Source organism: Mesorhizobium sp. WSM4313, assembly GCF_002294725.1.
Classification (GTDB): domain Bacteria; phylum Pseudomonadota; class Alphaproteobacteria; order Rhizobiales; family Rhizobiaceae; genus Mesorhizobium.
Genome location: NZ_NSFT01000011.1, coordinates 137,075 through 157,914, shown reverse-complemented (window position 1 = coordinate 157,914; position 20,840 = coordinate 137,075). Strand labels below are relative to the sequence as shown.

Below are 20,840 nucleotides of genomic sequence, written 5' to 3'. Positions count from 1 at the left end.
TACCGGCCTAGGGGCCGCACCGCCACCATCAAACTCAACCCCAAGGCCAAATCGCCCACCAAGCACAACACACTTCGCGGTCAAAACCCCTCTGCGAGCCTGTTCTCGCTAACTGCGCAACAGGCCCCTTGTGGGAGAAGGTGTCGCCGAAGGCGACGGATGAGGGGTGCTCCAGACGGCACCAGCGTCTCACTCCGCTGGAGCACCCCTCATCCGTCTCGGCGCTACGCGCCGATCCACCTTCTCCCACAAGGGGAGAAGGAAACTGTCATGCAACCATCACGTTCACGTCCTAGACCGCTCGACGGGACCGGCTCGCCGCATCGCCGATGCGCGTTCCTTCCAGGCCGCTCTGCTCGTCAAGAAGGGGATATCGATGAAACATCTCAACCGAACCGTCGCGCTCGGCGCGGCACTTGCCTTGTTCACTTCCCTGACCCCGGCGCTCGCCGACGGCGTCGCTTACGTCAACAAGGGACTCGTCGGCATCGGCCGCATTCCGGCCAACCAGAAGGATAAGTTCGGCGAGACCTTCGGTTCAGGTTCCGGCATGGCGATCGACACCAAATCCTGGACGCGTGAAGGGGCCGCCTACAAGGGTTCGCTCTGGCTGCTGCCGGACCGCGGCTACAATGTCGTCGGAACCACAGATTATCGCCCGCGCCTCAACACCATCTCGGTCGAGCTGGCCCCGACCGCTCCTGGCGCGGCGCCCGCCGCCGGACAGGAACAGTCGGGCGTTAAGGCGACGCTCGCCGACACGATGCTTCTGACCGACGACAAGGGCGCCGACGCCACCGGCCTCGATCCGTTGAACGGCGTGCGCGCCGCCGCCGGCGACATGCCGATGCTGCCTGAGGCCAATGGCAAGCTGGCGCTCGATGACGAAGCGATCGTGCGGCTGCCGGACGGCACGATGTTCATCTCAGACGAATATGGTCCCAACATCTACCGCTTTTCGGCCGAAGGCCGTCTGATGTCGGCGACCCAACCGCCCGCGGCGCTGGTGCCGATGCGCCACGGCAAGCCGAACTTCGCGTCCGACAACCCGGGTCCGGGCGCTGCCGAGCCCGATCCGAAGGATCCCGAAACCGGCCGCCAGAACAACCAGGGCCTCGAAGGCATGTCGATGACGCCGGACGGCAGGTTCCTGATCGCCGTGCTGCAGTCGGCGCCCCGCCAGGACGGCGGCGATTCCGGCTCGACCCGCCAGAACACCCGCGCGCTGGTTTACGACGCTTCCGATCTCGCCCATCTCAAACTGGCGCATGAATATGTCGTGCCGCTGCCGGTATTCAAGGATGCCAAGGGCAAGACCAAGGTGGCCGCTCAGAGCGAGATCGTCGCACTCTCCGACAAGAGCTTTCTGATGCTGGCGCGCGACTCAGGCAACGGCCAGGGCGTTAAGGGCGACGAGTCGCTCTACCGCAAGATCGAGATCGTCGACCTCTCCGCCGCCACCGATATCGCCAACGGCCCGTTCGACGCCGCCGACAAGCCGGTCGCGCCGAAGGGCATGCTCGATGCGTCGGTGACGCCGGCCAAGCTGACGCCGTTCATCGACATCAACGACAAGGGCGAGCTCGGCCGTTTCGGCCTGCACAATGGCGCGCCGAACGACAGGGACAACCTCTCGGAGAAGTGGGAGGCGATGTCGCTGGCGCCGGTGCTCGATCCGAAGCTGCCCGACGACTATTTCCTGTTCGTCGCCAACGACAACGACTTCCTCACCCAGGACGGCTTCCAGGTCGGCGCTTCGTACAAAGCCGAGGACGGCGCCGATGTCGACACCACCTTCCTGGTCTATCAGGTCACACTCCCCGGCCTTTCTGGAAACACCACTCAGTAATGGGAGGCGGTCGGCTGCCCCGGCAGCCGACGCTTTCTGAAGGGATGCATGAGAATCAGGCCTGCGATAGCATCGCGGGCCTGATTCAGTTTCGGCCCCACCACCATGGATAACAACATGGATGACAAACAGCCCACCCGCCGGCGGACTCACGACCTGACCAGCGGCCCAATTCCGCGCACGCTGCTTTTGTTCGCCCTGCCGGTGCTGGGCTCCAACGTGCTGCAGTCGCTCAACGGCTCGATCAACGCGGTCTGGGTCGGCCGCTTCCTCGGCGAGGCGGCGCTGACGGCGACCTCCAACGCCAATCTGGTGCTGTTCCTCATCCTCGGCACCGTCTTCGGCATCGGCATGGCGGCGACCATTCTGGTGGCGCAGTCCGTCGGCGCCCGCGACCTCCCCGAGGCGAAGCGCATTGTCGGCACCAGCGCCACCTTCTTCTTCCTCGTCTCGGTCGTGTTCGCCGTCTGCGGCTGGATCTGGGTCGACGTCATCCTGACCGGGCTCGGCACGCCGGCCGATGCCTTGCCTTTGGCGCGCGCCTATTTGCGCATCATCTTCGTCGCGGTGCCGATGATGAACCTTTTGTCCTTTGTCATGACCGTGCTGCGCGGCGCCGGCGATTCGCGCACGCCGTTCGTCTTCATGGCGCTGGCGGTCGTGCTCGACGTCGTGCTCAATCCGCTGCTGATCCGCGGCATCGGCCCCTTCCCCGAGCTCGGCATTGCCGGTTCGGCAACGTCGACGCTCATAGGCCAGACGGTGAGCGTGATTGCCATCCTGATCGTGCTTTATGTGCGCAAACACCCGCTGCGGCTGGCGGGCAGAGATCTCTCGCTGCTGCGGCCCGATCCGAAATTGCTGCGCATCGTCGTCTTCAAGGGCATTCCGATGGGGCTGCAGATGATCGTCATCTCGGCCGCCGCGCTCACCGTGATGGGTATCGTCAATTCCTACGGCTCCCAGGTCGCCGCCGCTTACGGCATCGCCGCGCAGCTCTGGACCTACATCCAGATGCCGGCTCTGGCGATCGGCGCCGCCGTCTCCTCGATGGCGGCGCAGAATGTCGGCGCCGGGCGCTGGGACCGCATCGGCAGGGTCGCGGCGTCGGGCGTCGGCTTTAACCTGGTGCTGACCGGCGCGCTGGTGGCGCTGCTTTTCGTTTTCGACCGCGCAGTGCTCAGCCTCTTCCTCAGCACCGACAGCGCCGCGATCGACATCGCCGCCCACATCAACAAGGTGGCGTCCTGGTCGTTCATCCTGTTCGGCGTCACGATCGTGCTGTTCGCCACGGTGCGCGCCACCGGCGCTGTCATGCCGCCGCTGATCGTCCTGATCATCTCGGTGTTGATCATTCGCACCGGCTTTGCCTATTCCATGCGCAGCGTCATCGGCCAGGAGGCTCTGTGGTGGAGCTTTCCGGCAGGTTCGATCGCCTCGCTGGCGCTCGCCGCCGCCTATTACCGCTTCGGCCGCTGGCGCACGATGCACATGATCGAGGACCGGCCGGCCGCGGGCGAGCCGCCCGACACGGGCCTCGGCGTGCCGCGCCAGCGCGCGCAGCTCCTGCCGGAGACGCCGAACGGCTAAAATCCGCGACGACAGGAAACGTGAAAATCCGCTACCGCGCGTATTTGGCGCCGAAGCCAAGCGCCACCAGCGAGAAGACGACGATCATGCCGGCAAAGGCCAGGCTTGCGATGGTTGCGTTCGCCAAGCTCGACAGGATGCCGATGCCGATCACCGGCAGCGCGTTGCCGCAGAAGCAACAGATGAAGAAGGCCGAGACCACCTCGGCACGGCGGTCGGCGGGCGCGATCTGATTCACCACTTGCAGGCCGCCGCGATAGCCGAGCGCCGCCGCCACGCCGCAGACCGCCGTCGCAATGATCATCAGGACCATCGAGGCATAGACCTGCGCCGCCACGATCAGCGCCACGGTCGGGATCATCAGCACCAGCGCGGCAAGCATGGTGGAGCGGCTGGAGAGCCATGTGGTGGCGACGATGGTGATGGCCGCCACAATCGACAGCTCGAAGAAAAGCCCGCCGGCTTCGGCATGATTGGTCACATGCAGCTGCTGCGCCAGGATGCTGGGCGCCAGCGCCGCGTAGAAGCCGACCAGTGCCATGGCGCCGAAGCCGGTCACCGCCGGCGCCACGAATTGCGCGCGGATGTTGTCCGGCACCGAAAGCCGCGGCCTCAGCGAGACGTCGGAGAACCGTCCGGGCCTGGAGACGGTTTCCCGCGTGCGCCAGATCAGCAGTGTCACCAGCGCAAGCAGGACGAGATAGACGGCGAATGTCAGCCTGAGCGGCCAGGGCGCATATTGGGCGAGCAGCCCCGACATGAGCGCGCCGGCCCCGAGGCCGACAAAGTTGGTGCTGGTGGCGATGACGGCGGCGCGTGACTTGTCCTTGCCCTCGATCAGCTCGGCCAGCCAGGCGGTGCCCGCCCCCGCGCCGACACCGATGCCGAGCCCGCTGAGAATACGGGCGATGTCGAGCCAGGCGAGGTTTTCGGCGAAGAGGAAAAACAACGCGCTGACCACGGCAACGCCCATCGCCGCTAGCGCGGCGGGGCGGCGGCCGACGACATCCGACAGGCGGCCGAAAAACAGCAACGCCGCCAGATTGCCGACCACATAGACGGCGTAAACCAGCGTCAGCGTGACCTGCGAGAAGCCGAAGGCCTGCTTGTAGATCACATAAAGCGGCGTCAGCGCGGTGCTGCCGGCAAAAAGCGCTGCGATCATGGCGGCGACGACGGCCATTGCGGCGCCGCCGCCAAGCTCATTGTCACGCGTCATGGTTTGAGCGTAGCTGGTCATGGCAACCTCCGGGGGTTGCAAGCCCAACGCCTATATAATGGCGCTGTTCCAGCCACCGAACGTCCTCCTGACAATCCTGACAGGATGGTCTTGTGCGAAATCCTCGCGTAGCTTTTGTCGGCCGACGAGGAGGAACCATGGGCAAGGGACGGGTCGAGGCATTCACCGATGGCGTCGTCGCCATCATCATCACCATCATGGTGCTGGAGCTGAAAGTGCCGCATGGCGAAGATTTCTCAGCGCTTCTGCGGCTGTGGCCGGTCTTCTTCTGCTATGTGCTGTCCTTCATCAATGTCGGCATCTACTGGAACAACCTGCACAACATGTTCCACACCGTGCAGCGGGTCGATGGACGCGTGCTGTGGGCCAACCTGAACCTTTTGTTCTGGCTGTCGCTGATGCCGGTGACCACCGCGTTCATGGGAGAGAACCACTTCGCGCCCGTGCCGGTCGCCGTCTATGGCATCGACCTCGCGCTTTGCGCCGTCGCCTACACCATCCTGGTCCTCAAGCTGCGCCATCTGCACGGCGCCGACACGACCTTCGCCAAGGCCGTCGGCCGTGACAACAAAGGCAAGATCTCGCTGGCGCTCTATATCGCCGCAGTCCTGCTCAGCTTCCTCAACCAGTGGATCAGCGTGGCGATCTATGTGCTTGTAGCGACCATCTGGTTTGTGCCGGACAAGCGCTTCGAACGGTTGGTAGAGAAATAACGCTTACTTCCGCATGGTTTTCAGCTTTTCCGCCGCCGAAGCGGCAAGGTCGGCATAGCGCTCCTCCAGCCTCTCGGCCGCCTTGATGATCGGAAAGTCATGGCCGAATTTCTCCAGCGCCAGCGTTAGCTTCTCGGCGAAATCCGCCTGCTTCTCCAGCGCCGCAAACAGCGTCTTCACCTGCGTCTCGCTGATGTCGGGATTGGCGAGCATCTTCGGCACCTCGCGGCTCATCTGGTCGCCGTTGACGGTTTGCTCCTTCAGGATTCCGATCCAGTCGGTCAAATGCCGAACTCCTTTTTTGGACAACATGCGCGGCGTGCGCTGCGATGGTCAACCCGTTGCGGCCTTCGCCGTCAACCCGTTGCGGCTATTGCCGTAATCACCGGACGAACCGGCCTTGCCCCGGCGGCGCCTGGCGTTAAGTTCGGCCGGACCCGAACAAGGATGGAACTCATGACCAGCGACGCCCAGATCCAGACCGCCCTGCCCGCCTTCGCCTCCGGCAATGTCGCCGTCATCACCGGCGGCGCCAGCGGCATCGGCCTTGCCGCCGCAAAACGGTTCGTGGCAATGGGCATGAAGGTGGTGCTTGCCGACATCGGCGGCATGCGCCTCGACCAGGCGAAGCAGGCGGTCGCCGCGATCGGCGGCGAGGATGCCGTCCTCCCGATCCCGACCGATGTCTCCAGGGCGGAAGACGTCGACCGGCTCGCGGAGCTCGCTTACGGTGCCTTCGGTGCGGTGTCGGTGCTGATGAACAATGCCGGCGTCGGCAACAATCCGGGCAAGCCGTGGGAGAACCGCGACGCCTGGAAGCGGCTGCTGGACATCAATTTCTGGGGCGTCGTGCATGGCGTCGAAGCCTTCGCGCCGCGCATGCTCGCCGCCGGAAAGCCGGGCCTGATCATCAACACCGGGTCCAAGCAGGGCATCACCACGCCGCCCGGCAATCTCGCCTACAACGTCTCCAAGGCCGGCGTGAAGACCTTTACCGAAGGACTGGCGCATGCGCTGCGCAACGAGCCGGGAGCCAAGGTGTCGGCGCATCTGCTGATCCCGGGCTTCACCTATACCGGCCTGACCGAAGGCGCGACGGAAAAGCCCGCCGGCGCCTGGACCGGCGAACAGGTGATCGACTTCATGCTGACATCGCTGATGGAGGACGACTTCTACATACTCTGCCCGGACAACGAAGTGACGCGGCCGATCGACGAAAAGCGAATGGCCTGGGCGATGGGAGACATCATCGAGAACCGCCCTGCCCTGTCGCGCTGGCATCCCGATCACAAGGATGCCTTCGCGGCCTTCATGAACCGCTGACGGCCCTGTCAAGCCGCGGCTTTCTTCTTGGATGCGTTCTTCCCGGCCGCGGTCTTCTTTGTGGCCGCGCCGGCGGTCTTCGGCGCATGCCTGGTACCGTTCTTTCCGGCGATGGCCTTCTTGGCCGCCTTTTCGGCGATCTCGCTGTCATGCCGTTTTGCCGCCGCCTCGCATTTCGAGCGGATCTCCTCCACCTCTGACTCCGTCAGGTGTTCGATTCCGATGAAATGGTTATGGGCGCGGCTGACCCTGATCAGTTCGTCCAGCTTGGCCTGGATCGCCGCGCCATCGCGATTTTGCGTGTTCTGGATCAGGAACACCATCAGAAAGGTGATGATGGTGGTGCCGGTGTTGATGACCAATTGCCAGGTGTCCGAGAACCCGAAGAGCGGTCCACTCAACGCCCATACAACCACGATCGCCACACAGATGGCGAAGGTGGGCGGCAGCCCCGCCAGATGTGCCACCTGGTTAGCTATCCGCGTGAAAACCTTCTCGATCATGCAAGTCCCTCGAACCGTGGATGTGCTGGCATTTGCGAAGAAACAAGCTGCCGCCCGCTCCGGTTCCGCTGGATCGAATTTTGTGCCGACACGTGCACGCAATCGGCTACACGCAGAAAGCGCAGTTTCGCGAAAAAACACCTTATCCGTTTATTTGCAATAGTGCCGGTGCAGGCCGAAAGCCTGTTCCTTCCGCTTCACGGCGGTTTACCTCCTGCCCCTTCCGCTGCGCCACCCCCGCATGGCGGAAGGGGCATTTAGTTCCGAGAGTGGAAGGGGACCGGTCAGACAGCGCCGGTCATGTGCTCGACGGCGTTCCGCCCGTGTCGGTGAGCGTTTCTTGCCAACGATCGAGAAAGGCTTCGATCGGCATGGCCTGCATATCGGGGATTGCGCTCGCCAGTTTCTCGGGCGGCCAGTCCCACCAGGCAAGGGCTTCGACGCGCGACGCGACGGTGGCGGAGAACCGCCGGCGCAGCGGCTTTGCCGGAACGCCTGCGACGATCGTGTAGGGCGCGACGTCATGTGTCACCACCGCATTGGCGCCGATGATCGCGCCGTTGCCGATCGCGACACCCGGCATGATCACCGCGCCGTGTCCGATCCAGACATCATGGCCGATGATGACCGATTTTGCTTGCCGTCGCGCGCGAAAAGCCGTGTCGACGCCCAGCCAGCGAAAATACTCGTTCGGCCGGTAGCTGACCTTGTGCTGTGTCAGCCGCTCGATCGGATGCTCGAGCGCGTTGATGCGGCTGTTCGCAGCGATCGAGCAGAACTTGCCGATCGTCGTGTAGATCGCCTCGCAATGGCGTTCGAAATAGGAAAAGTCGCCGACGCTCACCTCGCGCAGGATCACCCGCTCGCCGATCGAGGCATAGCGGCCGAGCTTGCATGCCTTCAGCTCCGCGGTCGGATGGATGCGCGGCTCGGGATCCTTGAGGACGAGGGTTTCAGGACGATCCATGAGAGGCCTTTACGCCGGCGGTGACGGCCCCGCAAGCGCGGCCTGCCCCCGCCAAGCCTATCGCCTATTGCGGCTTGCCCTTGGTCCACACCACGTTCTGGCCGTAAAGCGGCACGGTCGTGACCGACATCTTCGCCGAGCCGTTCTGCACCTGGCGCGAATGCGACAGATAGATCAGCGTCTCGTTCTTCTTGTCGTAGATGCGGTTCACCACCTGCTTTTTCCAGATCAGGCTGAGGCCCTGCTTGAACACCTCCTCGCCGCCCTCGCCCATGTCGATGTCGCCGATGGTGATCGGCCCGGTCTGGCGGCAGGAGATCGACGAATCGGAAGGATCCTCGAACCAGTTGCCCTTATGCAGCCGGTCGATGATGCTGCGGTCGAAATAGGCGACATGGCAGGTGACGCCGTCGACCTTCGGGTCCTTGATCGCGTCGACCATGATGTCGTTGCCGACCCAGTCGACACCCACTTTACCCACTTCGTCAGCCATGGCCGCGCCGGAGCTCAGGGCAAGACAGGCGGCGAACAAGCCGATCAGTTTTCGCAAGGAAGCCTCCTCGGTTCACGTTTGCCGACGTCAGGTGGGACAGGATCGTGGCGTTTGCAAGCCGATCGGCCCGCCCGGCGGCTTGCGGCAACGCGACATCTTTGCGCGCCCGGCGCCGACCCGCTAAGACTGTCGCCGAACTGGCTTCCAGCCAAAGCAACGGACATTCACTAATGATGCGCTCAATCCTGGTCGGCATTCTCGTCCTGATGGCGGCGGGCATCGGCTGGCTGACATTCGACTGGTACCGGGGCCACTATGGCGGCGAGCCCTTCGGCGCGCCCTTCACGCTGGTCGACCAGAAAGGCGCGCCGATCACCGAAGCCGCCTTCAGGGGACACCCCAGCGTCGTGTTCTTCGGCTTCACCCATTGCCCTGAAGTCTGCCCGACGACACTGTTTGAGCTCGCCGGCTGGCTGAAGACGATGGGCGACAGCGGCAAGGACCTCAACGCCTATTTCGTCACCGTCGATCCCGAACGCGACACGCCGGAGACGATGAACACCTATGTCAGCAACTTCTCCGACCGGATCACCGGCATCACCGGCGATCCGGACAAGGTGCACGCCATGGCCAAGGCCTTCGGTATCTATTGGAAGAAGGTCGACACCGGCGACGGCGACTACACGATGGACCACACGGCCTCGGTGCTGCTGCTCAACGCCAAGGGCGATTTCGCCGGCACCATCGCCTATGGGGAGAGCGCCGACACCGCGATAGCCAAGCTGAAGCGGCTGGCTGCGGGTGGGCAAACCTGATGGGCCAGACTAGGCTCCACTTCACCGCCAACAAGCTCGAGGCCGACCGCATCTTTGCCGCACTGGACGCCGCCTTCGAGGAGGACGGCCTGCCCATCGCCGTGCTGGAGCTCGACGAGGAAAAAGATATCCACGAAGTGTCGCTCTACGCCGATGGCGACGTCGATCCTGTCGAGGTCCGAGTCAGGGATGTCCTCGCCGGTCTCGGCCTGCCGAAGCCTGTCGAGCGTGAGGTCCTTCCCGACGTCGACTGGGTGTCGCGCTCGCTGGAAGGCTTGAAGCCGGTCCGCGCCGGACGCTTCTTCGTCCACGGCTCGCACGACCGGGCCAAGCGTCGCAGCGGCGATCTCGCCATCGAGATCGAGGCGGGCCTTGCCTTCGGCACCGGACACCACGGCACCACCGCCGGCTGCCTCGAAGTTCTGGAGCAGGTGGTGCTGCGCGAGCGGCCGCGCAACGCGCTCGACCTCGGCACCGGCAGCGCCGTGCTTGCGATTGCGCTGGCCAAGCTCGCGCATATCCCGGTGCTGGCGACCGACATCGATCCAGTCGCCGTCCGCGTCGCCGCCGCCAATGCCCGCCTCAACCACGTCAAGGCGCTGGTCGAGACGGTGACGGCGCCCGGCTTCCATCATCCGATCTTCGCCAGGCGCGCACCTTTCGACCTCATCGTCGCCAACATCCTGGCCCGGCCGCTGATGCGGCTCGCGCCCGAAATGGCCAAGCACATCAGGCTCGGCGGCTCGCTGGTGCTCTCCGGCATCCTCGACCGGCAGCGCGACGCGGTGATCTCGGCCTATGTCGGACAGGCTTTCCGCCACGTGCGCACCTTGCATCGCGAGGGCTGGGTGACCATCCACCTCAAGCGCTGAGGCCGGGTTGCATCCAGCCGATCTGGCCCTGCCGAAATCGATTCCGATTTCCGGGGTCATGCGCTACCCTCGCAACAAGCATCGAAGAGAGGCCAAAAATGTTCCAGACCTTTGATTCCGCTGGTGATCCTGCCGTCGGTAAGCCGCGTGTGGCGCAGCTGCGGCAATGGCTGGCCGAGAATGGTTTGGATGGCTTCCTTGTTCCCCGCGCGGACGAGCACCAGGGCGAATATGTCGCCGACCGCTCGGCGCGGCTGAAGTGGCTGACTGGCTTTTCCGGTTCGGCCGGCGTCGCGATCGTGCTGCGCGACCGCGCCTTCATCTTCGTCGACGGCCGCTACACGCTGCAGGTGCGCAATGAGGTCGACCTGTCGATCTTCACCGTCGAAAGCCTTGTCGACAATCCGCCGGCCAGTTGGATCAAGGACAATCTCGGCAAGGGCGCAAGGCTCGGCTTCGACCCCTGGCTGCACACGATCGGCGAGATCAAGGCGCTGAAGGCATCGGCCGAGCAATCCGGCGCGACATTGGTGCCGCTCGACAGGAATCCCGTCGACATCATCTGGACGGATCAGCCGGAACCGCCCCGCGCGGCTGTCGAGATCCATCCGCAAAACCTTGCCGGCGAGCTCGCCAAGGACAAGCTCAAGCGGCTGGCAGGCGCGATCGAAAAGGACGGCGCCACCCATGCGGTGCTGACCGATCCGTCCTCGATCGCCTGGGCTTTCAACATCCGTGGCGGCGACGTGCCGCATACGCCGCTGGCGCTGGGCTTCGCCATCCTCGCCGCCGACGGCAAGCATCAGCTGTTCATGGACCAGCGTAAATTCCCGCGCCAGGTCGCAGCCTATCTCACCCAGCTTGCCGATCCGCATGATCCGGGCGAGTTCGAAGCCGCCATCGTCGCGCTAGCCAAGGACGGCGCCAAGATCGCGCTCGATCCGGTGCTGGCGGCGGAGAAGCTCCGCATGCTGGTCGAGGACAATGGCGGCACGGTCGTCTTGGCGGCCGACCCGGCGCGTATCCCCCGCGCGACCAAGAACCAGGCCGAGATCGCCGGCAGCCGCGCCGCGCATCGCCGCGACGGCGCCGCGGTCGCCAAGTTGCTGTGCTGGCTCGACCGCCAGAAGCCCGGCACGCTGGACGAAATCGCCGTCGTCACCAAGCTTGAGGAGGTGCGCCGGCAGACCGGCGAGGAAACGCAGATGCCGCTGCGCGACGTCTCCTTCGACACGATTTCCGGCGCCGGCCCGAACGGCGCCATCATGCACTACCGCGTCTCGCGCGCCACCAGCCGCAAGCTTGAAAGCGGCGAGCTGTTCCTGCTCGATTCCGGCGGCCAGTATCAGGACGGCACGACCGACATCACCCGCACCGTGCCGATCGGCCAGCCGAGCGAGGAGATGCGCGAGCGCTTCACCCTCGTGCTGAAGGGCATGATCGGCATCTCGACGCTGCGCTTCCCCGCCGGCACGCGCGGTTCGGAGATCGACGCCGTTGCCCGCGTGGCGCTGTGGAAGCATGGCTGCGACTTCGCCCACGGCACCGGCCACGGGGTCGGCTCCTACCTCGCCGTGCATGAAGGGCCGCAGCGCATCGCCCGCACCGGCACAGAAAAGCTGCTTGCCGGCATGATGCTGTCCAACGAACCGGGCTACTACAAGGAAGGCGCCTACGGCATCCGCATCGAGAACCTGCTCCTGGTCACGCCGGCAGAGCAGATCGAGGGCGGCGACATCGCCATGCACGGCTTCGAGACGCTGACGCTGGCGCCGATCGACAAGCGGCTGATCCGCACCGACCTGCTGCATCGGGACGAGTTGCAGTGGCTGGACCGCTATCACGCCCGGGTGCTGTCCGAGATCGGCCCGATGGTCGACGGCGAAACGCTGGCCTGGCTGGAGAAAGCTACCGCGCCGCTGCCCCACGACGCCAAGATTTGATGTGAGCTTCTGTCTCCCGGTTCGACGGCTACGCCATGCACACATCTTCTGTGACTGGCGCGACTGATCAGGCCGAAGCCTTGATTGCCACGTGGTTCCCCCAATCCGTCGCTGCTTCGCAGCGCCACCTTTCCCCCTCCGGAGGGAAAGGAAGGGAGCCTTGCTGGACGAGCGTTGGCGGCAAAAAGCTCGGCGCCTTTCCTCTCCCCCGTCGATCGGGGGAGAGGTGGCTCGGCGAAGCCGAGACGGAGTGGGGGTCGACCAGCGCAGCGTAAGACAATGCATGCGCCAAGCTGCTATGCACGCTATCGTCCAAAAACCAGCCGCTTGGGAAATGTGTGCATCCCCTAGCGCTCCACAGCGAGAAATGCCCAGTTCATCCTCCGAAGCTGCTGCGGAGGACGGGCAGGACAATGAGGGGCAGCGCCAGCCATTCAGGATGGAAAGCTATCCGACGAACTGCCTCGCCAGAATCAGGACAGCGGCCCCAGCCAGAAACATCGCCATCAGGCCGCCGCGCAGCGACACCAGCACAGTGACGATCAGCGCCGCCCATTCGGCCGGCCCGGCATGCAGCAGTTCCGGCGCGACGAGCGTCGTCAGCACCGCGGCCGGCACGGCGTTCAACCCGGCCTCGACGCGCGGATGGATGTTCTCAAAGCGCGAGATGACGAGGTGGCCGCCGACACGGGTCAGATAGGTGGCGACGGCGCCGGCCAGGATGATCCAGAAGGTCGTGCTCATGGCCGCTTGCCCACGCCGCTGTGATGCGGCGGCAGGATCACCGCCAGGACGATGCCGGCGACCGCGCCGATCGAGACATGCCAGGGTGAGCCCACGGTTCGATAGGCGATGATCGAGGCGACGGCGCTGGCGGCGACGACGGGCGCCCAGAGCGGCCGTTTGCGAAAGCCGAGCACCAGGCCCAGGAAATAGATCGGCAAAAGGAAATCGATGCCCAGCGCATGCGTGTCGGGGATCAGCTTGCCGAACACCGCACCCAATCCGCTTTCGATAACCCAGAACACATAGACCGGCAGGCCTAGCCCCAGATACCAGACGAAGCCGACGGGACGGCCGGACTCCGCCCTCGCCTCGGCGATGGCGAATTGCGGATCCGTCAGGATGAAATAGCCGAGCGCCTGCTGCAGCACCGGCCAATGCGCGATGCGCCTGCCGATGCCGGCCGAATAGAGCACGTGGCGAAAGTTCACCGCGAAGATCGACAGCACAATCAGCCATGGCGCGACATGCTGGCCGAACAGTTCGATGCCGACCATCTGGCTGGCGCCGCCATAGATCATGGCGCTCATCAGGAAGGCTTCGAGGACGGAAAACCCATTGTCGACGGCGATCGTGCCGAACAGGATCGCGAACGGCGCGGAGGCGACGACCACCGGCATTGAAAGCCGCACGCCGTCCCAGAAATCGCCGCCCGTTCTGCCTTCAGAGATTGCTTCCGCTGCCATGCGCCGCTCCTCGTGCATGTCGCCCAGAAGTGCGCAGCGGTTCTGGGACAACGACATGCATCAACAAAAGACTTAAAGCGCGTCGCCTGGATTCGTTCAGCGCACGCGCTTTGAGAGCGGCTTGATTTAGAGAGCGTCGCCTCCAATGTCACACCAATTCGCTTGACCCAGCGATCAGCGGAACTGATCGCCGGGTTGCGAAACGTTGGAAATCTTCAGGCAGCTCAGCTGACGAAATAGCGCTGCCACTCGAAGTCCGTGATATGCGAGGCCTGCCAGGCATCGAAGGCCGCCTGCTCGGCGCGGCGGCTTTCGGCGTAGTTGTCGCGGAACGCTTCGCCGAACGCCTCGGCGCAGAAATCGGATGCGGCGAAGGCTTCAATAGAAGCATTCAGCGTGCGCGGCAGCTTCGGCTTGTCGAGATTGGCGAGGTTGCTCGTCACCGGCGCCTCGAGCGGTAAATCCTTCTCGATGCCTTCGCAGCCGGCCGCCAGGATCGCGGCGATCGAGAGATAGGGATTGACGTCGGCGCCAGGCGCCCGGTGCTCGAACCGGCACGCGGCATCGTTTGGCGTGGTGATGGCGCGGATCGGCGCGGTGCGGTTCTCGAAGCCCCAGGCGACGTCTTCCGGCGACCACGCGCCGCGATCGAAGCGGCGGTAGGAGTTGACCGTCGGCCGGAAGAAAATATGGGTCTCCTGCATGCGGTTGAGCACGCCGGCGAGGAATTTCTCGCCGACCGGCGTCAGCCGGTTCGGTCCAGCCGCGAAGGCCGGCTTGCCGTCCCGCCACAGGCTGACATGATGGTGCGCGCCGCAGGCGCTTTCCTTGCCCGGCGGCTGGAAGCGCGTCATGAAGGTCGCCACCAAGCCACGCTCGGCGCACAGCTCGCGCAGATGCAGCTTGGCGCGCATCGCGGCATCCGCCGCCGCCAACGCGCTCTTCGGCGTTAGCGCGTATTCATACATGCCGTAGCCATATTCGGTCACCAGCGAGGCGACGCCGATGTCGATGCTCTTCATGCGCGTAATGAACTCGGCGGCGAAATCCTGGTATTCGCCGCTGCGCACGAGGTCGTAGTTGATCAGCGAATGGCCCCATGGCTTCAGCTCGCGATAGCGGCCGGCGCGCATCAGATCATGGTCGGCGTGGAAAATGCCGAACTCGTATTCGAGCGCGAATTTCGGCTCATAGCCAAGCGCCCGCGCACGCTCCTCGACGCGCGCCAGAACGCCGCGCGGATCATACGGGCAGATCGAGCCGTCCAGCATGTAGGAGCGCGTGATGGCGGAGGCGAATTTCGGCTTCCAGCCATGCTGCACCACTGTGTCCGGATCGATGATACCCTTGATATTAGGAAAGCCGTTCTCCTCATTGGCGCTCGGCGAGGCGAAGGCGACGTCGCCCATCGGCTGGCCGTCGCCATGCGTGACGCAATAGAGGATGGCATTGATCGACTCACCGGCTGTGGAGAGCTTCAGCGGCGCGATCTTGGAGCGTACGACGCCCGAGGTGTCGACCGTATGCACCTCGACGAATTCGACGCCGCGCGATGCAAGCTCGGCCTGCAGCGCCTCGAGCTTCGGCGCATACGCCGCCACCCTGTCCTCAAATTCCACGTTCAACCTCCACCAGGAAAAGCTATTTGGCGCTGCGCCGCAAAAGAAGCGAGAGCAGCTCGTCGAGCTCGTGCCGTCCGCTGATGCCGCTCGGCCGGAACGCCATGCAAAGCACGATGACAACGCCGAGCGCCACGCCCGACAGGCCGAGCAGCTGCGGCATCTGGATACCCGCGACCGTCACGCCGGACTCGATGCTGCGGATGAATTCCAGCCCGATCGAAAGCACGATGACGCCGGTGACCGCCCCAGTCACCGTTGCCATGCCGCCGAGGATCAGCATCGCCAGCGTGTTGAAGATCATCTGGAAATAGAACAGTTTTGGGCTGATCGTGCCGGCGAAATAGGCGTAGAGCACGCCGGCGAGCCCGCAGATCAGCGCCGACAGCACCCATGACATGAGCCGCAGTTTCTTCGCATCGATGCCGAGCGCAGCCGCAGCCTGAGGGCTCTGCGCGCTGGCCCGCAGCTGCAAACCCCAGCGGCTGTCCTTGAACAGTCGCGCCGCCACGATCGCCAGCACCGCGAAGACCAGCATCCACGGCAGGCCGACCACTTTCGGAATGCCGAAGAAAGCCTGGTTGCCCTTGAACAGATTGGTCCAGTTGATGAAAACCGAATGGACGATGATGAGCAGCGCCAGGCTGACGATGGTCGCAGCGACCCCCGACAGCCGGCTGATCACCTTGCCGCTGACCAGCGCCACGATGCCGATCACCAAGAGCGCAATGAGCGCCGACGAAACCGGATCGAGCTCCAGCGTCGCAAAGCCGAACGGCGCGTGGGGGATCGACAGCTTCTTCATGGCAAGCGGCGTCGACAGGATGGCGACGCCATAGGCGCCAAGCCCGACGAAGGCGCTGTGGCCGAGATTGGCGATGTTGGAATTGCCCATGAACACTTGCAGCCCGACCACGACGATCAGGTTCACGAAGGCGCCGAGCGCCAGGAAAGTGTAGTAGGTCGGCGCGAAGTTCAGCACCAGGAGCCCGATCGCCAGCACCGGCAGCGCTGTCACCAGCCCGCCGATCAGCGAGCGGAGGATCGCGTTGCCGGGCTACGCGGTGGCGGCCGGCGCCGCCATCTGTTCGACCGCTTGCGAGAGTTCGGAGCCTGCCACGTCAGATCTCCCGCCCTAAATCTCTTTGTCGCCGAGTTCGATGCGCTGGCCAAGCAGGCCTTCCGGCCGGTAGACAAGCAGCGCGACGATGATGGCGTAGGTGAGCGCGTCCCGGAAGCCCGCATATTCCTGCGGCAGCGCGACGAGCAGGCCGACTTCGATGAAGCCGAGCAGCATGCCGCCGACCGCAGCACCCGGCAGCGAGCCGAAGCCGCCGATGACGCAGGCGACAAAGGCCTTCAGCACCAGGCCGAAGCCGAGATCGGGTGAGACGCTGCCGCGCCGCGCCAGGATGAAGACGGCGGCGATGCCCGCCAGCGCGCCCGAAATCGCAAACGCCGTGGCAATCACCCGGTTTGCCTTGATCCCCATCAGCCGCACGGTGGCGAAGTCGCGCGCGGCAGCGCGAATGGCGAGCCCGAGCGTCGAGCGGTTGAGGAAGAGCACGAGCGCAAGGATGGTCAGGCCCGACACGATCAGTTCCATCACTTGCAGCGAGGAGACGGCGAAGGGGCCGAAGAACCACATCTGGTTCAAGCCGTTGAGGATCGAGACCGACTGCGGCTTTGGCGAGATCAAAAGCATGAAAAGGTTCTGCACCACGATCGACACGCCGAAGGCGGTGAGCAGCCCGGTGGTGGTAGGCGCATAGCGCACCGGCCGGAAGGCGACGCGTTCGAACACCACCGCCGCCAGCGCCGCCATGCCGACGGCAAGCAGCACCGCGACGAAGGGCGAGGTCAGCCCGAGCGCGGCAGCCAGGAACACGCTGTAGGCCGAGACCCCGATGATCTCGCCATGGGCGAAATTCACCAGCCCCATGATCGAGAAGACGACGGCGAGCCCGAGCGCCACCAGGGAATATTCCGCACCGAAGGCGAGCGCGTTGAGGAGTTGCTGCAAGGCGTAATCCATCGCCGCCTACCCGCCGATATAAAGGTTGAACAGGCCGTGCTCGTCGGCGAGTCTGGCCGGCGGTCCGTCATAGCGCAGCGTGCCCGAACTCACGACATAGACGCGGTCGGCGAAGCGCAGCGCCTGTTTGGCGTTCTGCTCGACCACCAGCAGCGTCAGCCCTTGCGCCTTGAGCTCGCCGATGAAATCGAAGATGCGCGCCACGATCTTGGGCGCGAGCCCCAGCGACGGCTCGTCGAGCAGCAGCAGCTTCGGCCGCGACATCAGCGAACGGGCGATCGCCAGCATCTGCTGCTCGCCGCCCGAAAGCGTGCCGGCCGCCTGGCCGAAGCGTTCGGACAGCACCGGGAACAGCGACAGGAACCGCTCGATATCCTGGCGCACGCCGGCGGGGTCGCGCCTTGTCGCGGCTCCAAGCCGCAGGTTCTCGCCGACGCTCAGGTTGGAGAAGATGTGCCGGCCTTCCGGCGTCGCGGTCAGTCCGGCACGGATGCGGTCCTCGGTGCGGACATGCGAGATGTCCTTGCCGTCGAGCACGATGCGCCCTGAAGCTGGCGTCACCAGACCGGTCAGCGCGTTGATGGTCGAGCTCTTGCCGGCGCCGTTGGGCCCGAGCAGGGCGACAAGCTCGCCCTGCCCCACCTCGAGCGACAACTCGCGCACCGCCGTGACGGCGCCATAGCGCACGACAAGCTTCTCAACCTTCAGCACGTGTTCCCGGCCCCGCTTAGTTCAGCGCCGGAACGAAGGTCGGCGGCGTGTCGGTGATCAGCACCCGCTTGCCGTCGGCAAAGCCCATCACCGGCACGGCTTTGACCGGATAGCCCTTCTTCTCGGCGAAGGAGATCGTCGGCGCGGTGGTGCCCGGATAGCCGCCAGGCGCGCGGATCGCCTCGCGTAAGGCGGCGGGGTCGACGGTGCCGGCCTTTTTCGCCGCTTCGTAGCTGATCTGCACCATGTCGGCGCCGAGCGCGTCGAAGATGCCGTTGATCTTGTAGCCGTCGGCCTTGCACTGGGCGAGGAACTTGTCGATCGGGCCGTCGACGCCGGTCGCGCCATGGGTCGCGAACATCACCTTTTCCAGCGACTTCGGATCGCCGACCGTGCCTTCCAGCGACTTGTCGTCGAAGGCATCGCAGCCCGCCACCCACCCCTCGTAGCCGTTGGCGCGCAATTGCCGGATCAGGATGCCGACATCGGGCAGCACTGCGCAGATATGGATCGCGTCCGGCTTCTGCGGCAACGCCTTGATCGAGGCGATCTGCGGGGACCAGTCGGTGGTGCCGTAGGAATAGTTGAACTTGCCGACCACCTTGCCACCGAGATGCTCGAACACCTCGCCGAACCACTCCGGCAGCTTCTCCGAGTAGGACCCGGCATCGGGTGACACCATCAGCGCGACGGTCCGCGCGCCCTTGCCGTAAAGCGCGTTGGCGGTGGCCGAGGCATTGATCGGATCGGGCACGGCGCCGGCGATGAAGTTGTCGAGCCCAGCCTGCTGCATCTCGAGCTGCGTGTTCGGAGCCGAGAACACGGTTGCGCCATAAGGCTGCGCGGTCTGCGCCATCGGGATCAGCGCATCGGGAAACGGCACGCCGGTGATCACCTGCGCGCCGGCATCGAGGAATTTCTGGCCGAGCGAGACCGAAAGCTGCGGATCGGAGCGGTTGTCCTCGATCATCAGCTCGACCTTGGGATCGTTCGCGCTTGCGGCCTTGTTCAGCCTGTCGGCCATGCAGCGCGCGCCCTCGGCCTCGCTATAGGGCGCGTAGGCGCCGGTCATGGCGACCGCAAGCCCGATCTTCAGATCGGCGGCGCCTGCATGCCCGGCCTGCAGCAGTCCCGCGGTCAGCACCGCGGCTCCCAGCAAAATCTTTTCCATTCTACCCTCCTTCCTCTCATTGCGGTTGTTCTTCCGGGCCTTCAGGCCGTCTCTGACTGCCCGACATAGACCTCAATGACGCGCGGATCGCGCCACACGTCTTCCGTCTCGCCCGAGGCGATCACCTGGCCCTGGTCCATCACGCAAAGCCGGTCGCAGAGCCGGTTGATGAAGCGCAGGTCGTGATCGATGACGATGGTCGCGCAGCCGACGTCGCGGCGAATGCCTTCGATGGCGATGGCCAGCGTCTCCGACTCGGCCTCGTTGAGACCGGCGGCCGGTTCGTCGAGCAACAACAGCGACGGCCCAAGCGCCAGCGCGCGTGCGATCTCGAGCCGGCGCTGGCTGCCATAGGGCAGCGTTCCGGCCGGGCTGTCGGCGAAGCCTGCGAGCTCATATTGCTGCAGAAGCTGATCGACGCCGATGCGCATGGCGGCATCGGAGCGCACGGCCCGACAATTGATATGCGCGACCTCGACATTCTGCCGCACAGTCAGGTCCTTGAATAATCTGATGGTCTGGAAGGTGCGGCCAATCCCTGCCCGCGCGCAATGCTCCGGGCTCCGGCCGGTGATCTCTTCGCCCGCGAGGCGCACGCTGCCGCTGTCCGGCTTGAGCACGCCCGAAATGGCGTTGACGAGGGTGGATTTGCCGGCGCCGTTCGGACCAATGAGACCGAGGATCTCGCCCGCCTCGCAGGTCAGCGAGGCGCTGCGCAACGCCTGCACGCCGCCGAATGTCTTGCTGACTGCCCCAACCGACAGCATCGGTCATCTCTCCCATTCCCGGCCGCTGGCTGTTCTCCTGTCGGCCGGTCAAAGGATGCTAGTCCTCCGACTTTTCCATAACAAGTATTTTTTTCCATTCTAGAAAAATTCTTGAGCGGAAGGGCTGAGGCCCGTCGGTCAGACGCCTGCTCCCGGCGGCAGCCCGTCGCGCGGTACCGTGTTCGACATCAGCATGATGACGGGCTCGTCGCCGAGCGCCACATAGGCGTGCTGCATTTCGCCGTCGAACAGGATGCTGTCGCCGGGCTGCAGGACGCTCGGGTCGTAGTGGAGCGTGTGGAGCTGCAGGCTGCCGCTCAGCACATGGATGAACTCCTCACCCGAATGGCTGCGCCAGCCGCCGTTTTCCTCGAAGGTTCTGGCGCGCAGCGTCACGCGCCAGAAAATATTGGTCTTGTCGCGGAAATCGCTGCACAGGACCTCGAATTCCATGGCGTTGCCTTCATGCAGGATGCCGCTGCCGGCGCGCGTGATCGAGCGGCGCGCCTGCGGTCCGGGCTTCGGGCTGAACAGGAAGGAGGCCACCGGCACATGCAGCACGCCGGCGATCATCAGCGCGATGTCGACGGTCAGCCTCGCCTTGCCGTTCTCGAGCTTCGACAGCTGCGAAACGGAAAGGCCGGAGCGCTCACTGAGATCGCGCAAGGTGATGTTCTGCTGCTTGCGCGCGTCGCGGATCTTGCTGCCCACATTGCCTTGCATCGTCCACGCCCTTGGCTGCCGTGTTTCCAATTCGACA

21 protein-coding genes are annotated in these 20,840 nt (G+C 64.7%); 7 read left to right on the top strand and 14 right to left on the bottom strand.

All coding sequences use genetic code 11. The features are described from left to right. Positions 1-376 precede the first annotated feature (376 nt). Both CK219_RS22940 and CK219_RS22935 read left to right on the top strand, forming a co-directional pair. On the top strand, positions 377-1,849 hold the full coding sequence (locus CK219_RS22940) for an esterase-like activity of phytase family protein (RefSeq protein WP_095769023.1): 1,473 nt from the start codon (positions 377-379) through the stop codon (positions 1,847-1,849). A 117-nt stretch (positions 1,850-1,966) separates the two neighbouring features. After that, entirely contained in the window at positions 1,967-3,439 is a 1,473-nt protein-coding gene (locus CK219_RS22935) for an MATE family efflux transporter (protein WP_095769038.1), read from the top strand. Between the two features lie 31 nt (positions 3,440-3,470). Here the strand turns inward: CK219_RS22935 and CK219_RS22930 are convergent, their stop codons facing one another. Then, positions 3,471-4,679 carry an MFS transporter gene (locus CK219_RS22930; RefSeq protein ID WP_095769022.1) on the bottom strand — a complete coding sequence of 403 codons (1,209 nt, stop codon included), beginning with the start codon at positions 4,677-4,679 and terminating at the stop codon, positions 3,471-3,473. Between the two features lie 137 nt (positions 4,680-4,816). On the opposite strand from CK219_RS22930, the gene CK219_RS22925 reads away from it, so the two are divergent. Then, the gene (locus tag CK219_RS22925) at positions 4,817-5,392 is read left to right on the top strand and encodes a TMEM175 family protein (RefSeq protein WP_095769021.1); all 576 of its coding nucleotides are present in this window, start codon (positions 4,817-4,819) and stop codon (positions 5,390-5,392) included. Positions 5,393-5,395: 3 nt separating this feature from the next. Here CK219_RS22925 and CK219_RS22920 read toward each other — a convergent pair whose 3' ends face one another. Continuing rightward, positions 5,396-5,677, bottom strand: a complete 282-nt coding sequence (locus CK219_RS22920) for a hypothetical protein (protein ID WP_095769037.1) — start codon at positions 5,675-5,677, stop codon at positions 5,396-5,398. Positions 5,678-5,848: 171 nt separating this feature from the next. Between CK219_RS22920 and CK219_RS22915 the strand changes: the two genes are divergently transcribed. After that, positions 5,849-6,715, top strand: coding sequence for an SDR family NAD(P)-dependent oxidoreductase (locus CK219_RS22915; protein WP_095769036.1), 867 nt, complete (start codon positions 5,849-5,851; stop codon positions 6,713-6,715). Positions 6,716-6,723: 8 nt separating this feature from the next. Here CK219_RS22915 and CK219_RS22910 read toward each other — a convergent pair whose 3' ends face one another. The 3 genes from CK219_RS22910 to CK219_RS22900 all read right to left on the bottom strand — a co-directional run bounded on the left by CK219_RS22910 (position 6,724) and on the right by CK219_RS22900 (position 8,678). Continuing rightward, entirely contained in the window at positions 6,724-7,218 is a 495-nt protein-coding gene (locus CK219_RS22910) for a low affinity iron permease family protein (protein ID WP_176477125.1), read from the bottom strand. Positions 7,219-7,516: 298 nt separating this feature from the next. Continuing rightward, positions 7,517-8,185, bottom strand: coding sequence for a DapH/DapD/GlmU-related protein (locus CK219_RS22905; RefSeq protein ID WP_095769020.1), 669 nt, complete (start codon positions 8,183-8,185; stop codon positions 7,517-7,519). 64 nt (positions 8,186-8,249) lie between these two features. After that, positions 8,250-8,678, bottom strand: coding sequence for a CreA family protein (locus CK219_RS22900; RefSeq protein WP_224600994.1), 429 nt, complete (start codon positions 8,676-8,678; stop codon positions 8,250-8,252). A 230-nt stretch (positions 8,679-8,908) separates the two neighbouring features. Here CK219_RS22900 and CK219_RS22895 point away from each other — a divergent pair, with 230 nt between their 5' ends. The 3 genes from CK219_RS22895 to CK219_RS22885 all read left to right on the top strand — a co-directional run bounded on the left by CK219_RS22895 (position 8,909) and on the right by CK219_RS22885 (position 12,308). Continuing rightward, complete coding sequence (locus tag CK219_RS22895) at positions 8,909-9,493, top strand: SCO family protein (protein ID WP_095769018.1); 585 nt, start codon at positions 8,909-8,911, stop codon at positions 9,491-9,493. Beyond that, a complete protein-coding gene (locus tag CK219_RS22890; RefSeq protein ID WP_095769017.1) occupies positions 9,493-10,365 on the top strand; it encodes a 50S ribosomal protein L11 methyltransferase in 873 nt (290 codons plus the stop codon). Before CK219_RS22895 ends, CK219_RS22890 begins: the two co-directional genes overlap by 1 nt. A 98-nt stretch (positions 10,366-10,463) precedes the next feature. Beyond that, positions 10,464-12,308, top strand: coding sequence for an aminopeptidase P family protein (locus CK219_RS22885; RefSeq protein ID WP_095769016.1), 1,845 nt, complete (start codon positions 10,464-10,466; stop codon positions 12,306-12,308). A 447-nt stretch (positions 12,309-12,755) separates the two neighbouring features. Here the strand turns inward: CK219_RS22885 and CK219_RS22880 are convergent, their stop codons facing one another. The 9 genes from CK219_RS22880 to CK219_RS22840 all read right to left on the bottom strand — a co-directional run bounded on the left by CK219_RS22880 (position 12,756) and on the right by CK219_RS22840 (position 20,803). Further along, positions 12,756-13,052, bottom strand: a complete 297-nt coding sequence (locus CK219_RS22880; RefSeq protein WP_095769015.1) for an AzlD family protein — start codon at positions 13,050-13,052, stop codon at positions 12,756-12,758. Then, positions 13,049-13,777: an AzlC family ABC transporter permease gene (locus CK219_RS22875; RefSeq protein WP_095769034.1), complete on the bottom strand. Its 729-nt coding sequence runs from the start codon at positions 13,775-13,777 to the stop codon at positions 13,049-13,051. Before CK219_RS22875 ends, CK219_RS22880 begins: the two co-directional genes overlap by 4 nt. 224 nt (positions 13,778-14,001) lie before the next feature. Continuing rightward, entirely contained in the window at positions 14,002-15,396 is a 1,395-nt protein-coding gene (locus CK219_RS22870; RefSeq protein WP_095769014.1) for a glutamine synthetase family protein, read from the bottom strand. Positions 15,397-15,418: 22 nt separating this feature from the next. Further along, positions 15,419-16,414: a branched-chain amino acid ABC transporter permease gene (locus CK219_RS22865; protein WP_245340585.1), complete on the bottom strand. Its 996-nt coding sequence runs from the start codon at positions 16,412-16,414 to the stop codon at positions 15,419-15,421. Between the two features lie 117 nt (positions 16,415-16,531). Beyond that, positions 16,532-17,431: a branched-chain amino acid ABC transporter permease gene (locus CK219_RS22860; RefSeq protein WP_095769012.1), complete on the bottom strand. Its 900-nt coding sequence runs from the start codon at positions 17,429-17,431 to the stop codon at positions 16,532-16,534. 6 nt (positions 17,432-17,437) lie between these two features. Continuing rightward, positions 17,438-18,142 (bottom strand): ABC transporter ATP-binding protein, encoded by a 705-nt coding sequence (locus tag CK219_RS22855; protein ID WP_095769011.1) that lies wholly within the window; start codon positions 18,140-18,142, stop codon positions 17,438-17,440. 16 nt (positions 18,143-18,158) lie between these two features. After that, complete coding sequence (locus CK219_RS22850) at positions 18,159-19,313, bottom strand: ABC transporter substrate-binding protein (protein ID WP_095769010.1); 1,155 nt, start codon at positions 19,311-19,313, stop codon at positions 18,159-18,161. A gap of 41 nt (positions 19,314-19,354) precedes the next feature. After that, on the bottom strand, positions 19,355-20,080 hold the full coding sequence (locus CK219_RS22845) for an ABC transporter ATP-binding protein (protein ID WP_095769009.1): 726 nt from the start codon (positions 20,078-20,080) through the stop codon (positions 19,355-19,357). 138 nt (positions 20,081-20,218) lie between these two features. After that, positions 20,219-20,803 carry an XRE family transcriptional regulator gene (locus CK219_RS22840; protein ID WP_095769008.1) on the bottom strand — a complete coding sequence of 195 codons (585 nt, stop codon included), beginning with the start codon at positions 20,801-20,803 and terminating at the stop codon, positions 20,219-20,221. Positions 20,804-20,840 lie beyond the last annotated feature (37 nt).